This window comes from Pseudomonas sp. P5_A2_2 (assembly GCF_054177685.1).
Window position 1 is genome coordinate 1 of record NZ_JBGCUL010000240.1, and the last position, 5,901, is coordinate 5,901.

General features: G+C 63.1%; 6 protein-coding genes. 1 reads left to right on the forward strand and 5 read right to left on the reverse strand.

The window, feature by feature from the left end; all coding sequences use genetic code 11:
• A partial coding sequence (locus ACXRVY_RS15080; protein ID WP_458237675.1) for an aldehyde dehydrogenase family protein occupies positions 1 to 1,114 on the forward strand: 1,114 nt, incomplete at its 5' end.
• Here the strand turns inward: ACXRVY_RS15080 and ACXRVY_RS15085 are convergent.
• The 5 genes from ACXRVY_RS15085 to ACXRVY_RS15105 all read right to left on the reverse strand — a co-directional run bounded on the left by ACXRVY_RS15085 (position 1,078) and on the right by ACXRVY_RS15105 (position 5,895).
• Positions 1,078 to 2,070 (reverse strand): acyltransferase family protein, encoded by a 993-nt coding sequence (locus ACXRVY_RS15085; protein ID WP_223462412.1) that lies wholly within the window; start codon positions 2,068 to 2,070, stop codon positions 1,078 to 1,080. The two genes, ACXRVY_RS15080 and ACXRVY_RS15085, sit on opposite strands and share 37 nt — an antisense overlap.
• 94 nt (positions 2,071 to 2,164) lie before the next feature.
• Positions 2,165 to 3,460, reverse strand: coding sequence for a flavin-dependent monooxygenase QhpG (gene qhpG, locus ACXRVY_RS15090; protein ID WP_223462413.1), 1,296 nt, complete (start codon positions 3,458 to 3,460; stop codon positions 2,165 to 2,167).
• Positions 3,457 to 4,134 (reverse strand): subtilisin-like serine protease QhpE, encoded by a 678-nt coding sequence (gene qhpE, locus ACXRVY_RS15095; RefSeq protein WP_458237676.1) that lies wholly within the window; start codon positions 4,132 to 4,134, stop codon positions 3,457 to 3,459. Before qhpE ends, qhpG begins: the two co-directional genes overlap by 4 nt.
• Positions 4,124 to 5,842: an ABC transporter ATP-binding protein gene (locus ACXRVY_RS15100; protein WP_223462415.1), complete on the reverse strand. Its 1,719-nt coding sequence runs from the start codon at positions 5,840 to 5,842 to the stop codon at positions 4,124 to 4,126. Before ACXRVY_RS15100 ends, qhpE begins: the two co-directional genes overlap by 11 nt.
• A complete protein-coding gene (locus ACXRVY_RS15105; RefSeq protein WP_458237677.1) occupies positions 5,842 to 5,895 on the reverse strand; it encodes a helix-turn-helix domain-containing protein in 54 nt (17 codons plus the stop codon). Before ACXRVY_RS15105 ends, ACXRVY_RS15100 begins: the two co-directional genes overlap by 1 nt.
• Between the last annotated feature and the right edge of the window lie 6 nt (positions 5,896 to 5,901).

The window sequence follows — 5,901 nt, forward strand, 5'->3', positions numbered from 1 at the left end:
GCGCTACATGGCCGGTTGGGCGACCAAGATCGAAGGTTCCACGGTTGACGTGTCGGCACCGCTGATGCCCAACGATCAGTTCCACAGCTTCATACGTCGCGAAGCGGTGGGCGTGGTCGGTGCCATCGTCGCCTGGAATTTCCCGCTGCTGCTGGCCTGCTGGAAACTCGGTCCGGCCCTGGCCACCGGCTGCACCGTGGTGCTCAAACCCGCCGACGAAACCCCGCTGACCGCACTGAAACTCGCCGAGCTGGTGCTGGAAGCCGGGTATCCCGAAGGCGTGTTCAACGTGGTTACCGGCACCGGCATCACTGCCGGCTCGGCCCTGACTCACAACCCGCTGGTGGACAAGCTGACTTTCACCGGTTCCACCGCCGTGGGCAAGCAGATCGGCAAGATCGCCATGGACTCCATGACCCGGGTCACCCTGGAACTGGGCGGTAAATCGCCGACCATCGTCATGGCCGACGCCGACCTGAAAACCGCTGCGGCCGGGGCTGCCAGCGCGATTTTCTTCAATCAGGGCCAGGTCTGTTGCGCAGGTTCCAGGCTGTATGTACAGCGCAAGCATTTCGACAATGTGGTGGCGGACATCAGCGACATCGCCAACGCCATGAAACTGGGCAACGGCCTGGACCCRAGCGTCGAAATGGGCCCGTTGATCTCGGCGCGTCAGCAAGAGCGCGTCTACGGGTACATCGAAAAGGGTAGGGAAAGCGGTGCGACCATTGCCTGCGGTGGCGAGCAGTTTGGCCCGGGGTTCTTCGTCAAGCCGACGGTGATCGTCGATGTCGATCAGAAGCATTCACTGGTGCAGGAAGAGATATTCGGCCCGGTGCTGGTGGCCATCCCGTTCGACGACGAAGCCGATGCCCTGCGCATGGCCAATGACAGCCCTTACGGGTTGGGAGCGAGTATCTGGTCCAATGACCTGGCGGCGGTGCACCGGATGATTCCACGCATCAAGTCAGGCTCGGTGTGGGTCAACTGCCACAGCGCCCTGGACCCGGCGCTGCCGTTCGGCGGCTACAAGATGTCCGGGGTCGGGCGTGAGATGGGGTATGCGGCGATCGAGCATTACACCGAGCTGAAGTCGGTGTTGATCAAGTTGTGATTTGCGCCGGCCCGAAGCGCGTGACGAAGCTGCAGGGCCGGCCGTTCGACGCAGTAGTACGAAGCGCCGCTGAGCAGCAACGACAAGGCCAGCACTGTTGCAACAATGGCCCCATCGTAGGCAACCGACCAGATAGCGTGCAGGAAGTACATCACCACAAAGTGATTCAGGAACACGCCGTAGCTGATATTGCCGAGGAACTCGTCAATCCGGTGAAACTTGAGCTTTGTCAGCAGGTACACGGCGGGCACGCCCAGCGCTATGCCGGCGGTCACTTCGGCATTGAACGGTCGGCGCTCTATCCATCCCGCCATGATGGCCGCAAACATCAGGGCCGCCACCACGGTGGTGCCGGCAGCGATCGCTAAACCCTTCGGCCGCGCTTTGTACAGATAGCTGCCGCACAGGAACATGAACAGCACGCCCGGCAATAGACGGTAGCCGTACAGGTCGGTGTTGATGAATCCCAGGCACGCGGCCATGAAGACGACGACGGATAGAGCAAACGCGATGCCCCGCGCCCTGTAGATGATCAGGAAAGGGAACACCAGGTAGAAGCACATCTCAAGCCCCAGAGACCAGGCTGGCGGCAAAATCCACGATCCCGCCGCTCCGAACATGTAGAAGCCGAGGGGCACAATAGTCAGGCTTGCGGCGATGTTGCGCAGCGTCAGCTCGGCGGCTTGAGGCGTGCCGGGCAGCAGGAAATAGATCACCGCACAGGAAACAACGAAGTAGAACAGGAATTGAGGGTAGAGCCGCAGGGCCCGGTCCAGGTAAAACAGGGCGACTTTCTCCGGCGCCTTGTAGTTGCGCTCGATCAGCGAGGTCATCACGAAACCGCTGATGATCAGGAAGGAAATCACGGCAATCACGCCGGGGTTTAGCCCCATGAACGTCTTGCCCATATGAGAAACGGCCACCAGAACGGCCAATAGCAGACGATAGGCTCCCACTTACACCCCAAAAATCCTTGTTGTTATGGCGCGTAAATTACGATGCTTTGCGCTGGGAGAACAGGCTTTTTCGCCGTATCCGGACGTCGTTCATTCAGGGTTTGAAACCTTGACCCAGCAACCAGCTGCGAACCATCCGCCCCTGCTCCACCGTCAAACCGGCCAACGCCTGCTTCGCCGGCTCGCTACGCAATCGCCGCACCAACGGCGCCACCTCAACCCCATCCACATGCCAGATGCCCAACGGCTGATCTGCCGTGATCACCACCTCGGCCTCATCGACGAAACCTTCACGCAACACCGGCGCCCGTTCGATTTTCAGTGCCGCAAAATCCACCGCGGCATGAGCCACCTCGGCGTCCGGCCAGTTCCGTCGTGCCTGCCAGAACGGCTGATCCAGCCAGCGTTGCTCATCGGCATAAAAATCCCGGCCGATCCGCGCAAAACGCAAAAACAACTGCTCCACCCGCTGCTGGTGAAAACGCTGGGCCAGAGCCGCTCGTTCAGGTTTGCACAGCAGCGTGTTGATCACCGCCGGCGCCTGCAACGCAGAAGACAACGACTGAAAGATCCCGTTGCCCGACAGCGGGTCGACGGCCATTGCCGCATCGCCGACCCGAATCCAGTTTTCGCCACACACCTGCGGGCTCAGAATCGCCGTGCTGCTGCGAGCGTGCAGCTGTAGATCAGCTTCTGCTTCGCCACCAAAAAATGCCGTGGCCAGCTTCGAACCCTGGCGCCGCTGTCGGCAGTAATCGAGCAACATGGCCTTGCCCGGCAACCCGGTGCTGGCCACGTCCACTGTCCATTGCCAGTAACACTGGCCGTCGGCGCGCCGGGCCATCCACGCCCAGCCGTCCTCGAGGCTTTCCACGGCGCTGGCGGTGCTGCCCGGCGCACCTTGCCAGCGATTGAGCAAGCTGACCGTCTCGGGTCCACGCAAGCCTTTGCCGATAGCAGGGGCCTGACGTCCGCGGGCCTCGACGAGAAACGGAGTGAGTAGTGGTTCGCGGCCGTCGATTTCGATTCGATGGCCATTGGCCGATGACTGAACCGTCAGCACCCGGCCTTCGATCATCTTAACCCCCGCCAGGTGCAAATCCTCACGCAGGCCTCGGTCAAACACCGGACGGTCGAGCAAGTATTCGATGTTCTGCGCGTGGCGCTGACCATTCCACGAAACCTGGCGCTGGGACGGCAACGTCGCATCCGCCAGTGCGCGCTGCAGACCCGCGCTGCGCAAGGCTTCCAGAACCCGCACGGACACGCCTTCGAGCGCGGCAAACCGGCGCCATTCGCTGATCAGCGTGACGCCATGACCCAGCCGCCGTAGCCCCAGCGCGACGGCGGCGCCGGCCGGTCCGGCGCCCAGGATGACGATGTCGGTCATGGCCCGAAGCGCCGTTCAGGACCACGGTAACGGGCATGCTCGCGCAACCACTCGATGACTTGCTCATTGCTGGCGCCAGGCTGTTCGGCGAAGAACCCGGCGATGTGCCCGCTCAACGCCGCACAACCGAGACTCGCCCCGGATTGCCCCGGATAGGTGCCCTGCACACACGCGGCGAAATCCGCCTGGGCAGTGTTGAGCCACGACCATTCCTGCTCGGCGCAGCGCGCATCGCCGGTCACCCGCAACACCTGCGGATAGTTGGCCGGAAACACGCCTTCCCCCTGGGCCGGACTCGATGCACACAGCAGCACGCCCCGTGCCACCGCTGCCGCGCAGGCTGCGCGCAACAGGCTGCGATCCTGGCGCAGGCCGAGGCTCAAATTGATCAGTCGCACGTTTTGCGCCAGCAGCCAGTCAATCGCCGTGGCGATCTGCAAGGCGCTGGTGACACCGCGCTGGTCGAACACCTGCGCCACGCAAAACAGCGCCGAAGGGGCGCGCCGGCCGATTGCCTCGATCACCGCACTGCCATGCCCCAACGGATCGTCGCGCAAGTCGTCCTCGGCCAGGCCGTCTTCAAGCAATGCAAAGCGCCGACCGGCGATCACCCGCATCCGTTGTGCCGCCGAGTGGCCGCTGTCCACCACACCAMTGCGCAACTCAGGTTTCATGCAGCACCGTTTTCGAAGTCAGCACGCCGTCGAGCAATTCGAAACGCAGATCGGCATCGGCCAGGGTTGAGGGTCGATGGCTGATCAGGATGCGCGTACGCCCGGCAAACAGACGGTCGATGGCGTCAATGACCTCACGCTCGGTGGCTTCATCCACCGCGGAAGTGGCTTCATCGAGCACCAGAATCAAAGGGTCCTGCAACAGCGCCCGGGCAATCGCAATGCGTTGCTTCTGCCCGCCGGACAACTGCTGACCGCGCTCGCCCAACGGACTGTCGAGGCCTTCGGGCAAGGACTCGATCAGGCTGTCAAGTTGCGCCAGCCGCGCCACGTCGGCAATCGCCTCGCGGCTGGCGTCCGGCACCGCGTAGGCCAGGTTGTCGGCGAGGCTGCCGCGAAACAGCACGATGTCCTGGCTGACGATCGCAATGCGCCGACGCAGCTGGAACAGATCCAGTTCGCGCAGATCGACGTCACCCAGCAGGACCCGGCCCGATTGCGGATCGTGGTGACGTTGCAGCAGGTCGATCAGGGTGGATTTACCCACGCCCGAGCCGCCGCTGAGGGCCACTTTCAAACCGTAGGGAATCCGCGCTTCGATGCCCCGCAGGGTCGATTGGCGACCAGGATGGGCAAAGTGCACGTTGTCGAACCAGAGATCGCCGCCATTGGGCATCGCCCGTGGCGTGGCGGGTGTCAGCACGGTCGGTTGTTCGCCGCGCAACTCCATCACCCGGCCGAGGCTTACGGTCATCCGCTGAATCGCGACGTAGAGCCCGAGCAAGCTCTGCACCGGCCCCACGGCCATGCCCAGGTAAGTGGAAAACGCTATCAGGGCGCCGAGTTGCCAGTTGCCCTGCACCACCCAGTAACCACCGATCAAGAATGCGCAGGCCCGGGACAACGAGGTCAGGGTACCGGGCACGGCCTGGGTGAAAAACTCGGTGACTTGCAGGCGCAGCAACTGGCTCATGTAACCCTGCCCCAGCGTCTCGAGGCGCCGCGCTTCGCGCTGTTGCTGGCCGGCGGACTGGATGAACTTCATCACCGGCAGCGTCTCGACCATGAACGACGACATGTCCGCCGAACGCTCGCGCAACTGCCGCACATCGCGCTCGACCTTGCGCCGCATCCAGCGCAGCCAGAGGACATCGAGGGGAATCAGCACCACCGCCAGCAGCGAGAGTTTCCACGACAACGTCAACAGCATCGCGATGGCAACCACCAGACCGATCACACTCGACACCGCCGAGAACATCGAGTCCACGGCAAACCGCTGGATTTCCGCAACGTCGCCATCGAGGCGCGACATCAGGTCGCCGATGCGCCGCTGGCCGTAAAAGCTCGGCGACAGGGTTTGCAAATGCCGGTACAGGTCATCGCGCAGGGCAAACAGCATGCGCCCGGAGAGGCGCGTGTGCAGATAGCGGTTGATGCCCGACAGCGCCGTGCCCAGCAACCCGGCGACGATCATCAGCCCGGCGATCAATACCAGCATCGGGAAGTTGCGCGCCAACAGGCCATCGTCGATCAGCAGTTTGGTCAGCCACGGCTGCACCAGCACCAGCGCCGAGGCGCACACCGACAAACCCAGCAGCCCGGCAATCGCCAGGCGATGGGGGCGCACGAAGCTGTACAGCCAGCGCAGTGACGCTTGCAGCGCCTCGGGGTTCTGGCTGTCGATCAGCCGAACGATCAAGCGCTGCATCACGAACGCAACTGTTTGAGCTTGCGATACAGGGTCGCGCGACTGATGCCCAGGGCGTC

Excerpts from the sequence above, each read along its gene's own strand:
- ACXRVY_RS15100 (WP_223462415.1), bottom strand. The coding sequence starts at position 5,842 with ATGCAGCGCTTGATCGTTCGGCTGATCGACAGCCAGAACCCCGAGGCG.
- qhpG (WP_223462413.1), bottom strand. The coding sequence starts at position 3,460 with ATGACCGACATCGTCATCCTGGGCGCCGGACCGGCCGGCGCCGCCGTC.